The organism is Mesorhizobium sp. M7A.F.Ca.AU.001.01.1.1, from assembly GCF_004022735.1.
Classification (GTDB): Bacteria; Pseudomonadota; Alphaproteobacteria; order Rhizobiales; family Rhizobiaceae; genus Mesorhizobium; species Mesorhizobium ciceri.
Genome location: NZ_RZPF01001240.1, coordinates 1 through 852, shown reverse-complemented (window position 1 = coordinate 852; position 852 = coordinate 1). Strand labels below are relative to the sequence as shown.

2 protein-coding genes and 1 pseudogene are annotated in these 852 nt (G+C 61.9%); 2 read left to right on the top strand and 1 reads right to left on the bottom strand.

The window, feature by feature from the left end; all coding sequences use genetic code 11:
• Positions 1-74, bottom strand: a 74-nt coding sequence (locus tag EN884_RS40010; protein WP_164895483.1) for a LysR family transcriptional regulator, incomplete at its 3' end; no start/stop codon positions are given.
• A gap of 114 nt (positions 75-188) precedes the next feature.
• On the opposite strand from EN884_RS40010, the gene EN884_RS37370 reads away from it, so the two are divergent.
• Positions 189-398 carry a DUF680 domain-containing protein gene (locus EN884_RS37370; protein ID WP_063169177.1) on the top strand — a complete coding sequence of 70 codons (210 nt, stop codon included), beginning with the start codon at positions 189-191 and terminating at the stop codon, positions 396-398.
• Between the two features lie 91 nt (positions 399-489).
• A pseudogene (locus EN884_RS37365) lies at positions 490-837 on the top strand (NAD(P)H-binding protein); the annotation flags it as partial.
• Positions 838-852 lie beyond the last annotated feature (15 nt).

The window sequence follows — 852 nt, the reverse complement described above, 5'->3', positions numbered from 1 at the left end:
CCGGCAGCCGACAGGCTGCCGGATTCCGCCACGGTGACAAAGCTCTTGATCAGGTTCCAGTCGATTTCTGCCATTCATTTATGAATATCAGAACGCCACCTTTAGTCAATTTCCATTCGTATTCGAAGCGCCCATATTCCAGCTGCAGACACCAACACGGACTGCAAACACCTACCAGGAGAACTCAGATGACCAAGATCGCTCTCACCACCGCCGCTATCCTCATTTCCGTCAGCGCCGCTTTTGCCGGCAGCGACAAGTTTGGTTCGAACGACGCCAGCCAGCCGGCCGCCACCAGCACCGACGACACGACCACCGCTTCGATTCACAACCCCGATGCGGCCATCCGGAAGCCGGTCACACAGGGCAGCAACCGCGACCTCTTCGGCAGCCGCTGATCCCGATCGCGCTTGTCGCTGATCCCGATCGCGCTGTCGCTGGTACCGATCGCCCGACCGACCACCTAAATCCCAACCAGGAGTGCTTCCAATGACCAAGATCGCAATTCTCGGTGCCGGTGGCCGGCTCGGCCGCGTGGTCGCCAAGGCCTTCATCGACGCGGGCTACGAGGTCCGCACCGTCACCCGCAACGGCAAGGTACCGGCCGAACTCAAGGGCGCCACGGCCGTTGCCGGTGACGCTCTCGACCGCGAGGCCCTCATCCGCGCCACGCAAGGTGTCGATATCGTCTTCAACGGCCTCAACCCGATCTACACCGACTGGGGCAAGTGCCTGCCGATGGCGCAGAATGTCATGGCCGCCTGCCACGCGAACGGCGCACTGCACCTCTTCCCCGGCACCGTTTACAATTACGGCTCGCCGATGCCGGCGGTGGTATAGGGAGACACACAC